The organism is Candidatus Nanopusillus massiliensis (assembly GCF_920984865.1).
The window spans coordinates 558,671-559,058 of sequence record NZ_OV100765.1 but is presented as its reverse complement, the minus strand read 5'-3'; positions in this window follow the sequence as shown (position 1 = coordinate 559,058).

Sequence of the window (388 nt, the reverse complement as noted above, 5' to 3'; positions counted from 1 at the left end):
GTATAAAGATAATAAGGTAATTATAATTTTACCTGCATTTTCTGATTTAGCAGGTATTNNNNGATGTTGGAGAATTTCAGGGACNNNTTACGGCAGGAATAGAAAAATATGAAGTATATACATTAGATGGAATTTTAATTGAGGAAAAATAGTTAAAAATATCTTATAACTTTTTGACTTTTGAATAATTAATTTTCCTTTAAACTTTTCTTTAATTATCTTATTTTCCTCTTTTTTACATTTATCTATCATATTTATTAACTTTCTTTCTTTTTGGCTATATCATGATTTATAAAATAATAATGAAATACTATACATATCTATGGAATATAATTTAAATAAGAAAATAGAGGAATTATTCTTTAAAAAATTTGAGGATTTCTTTCCA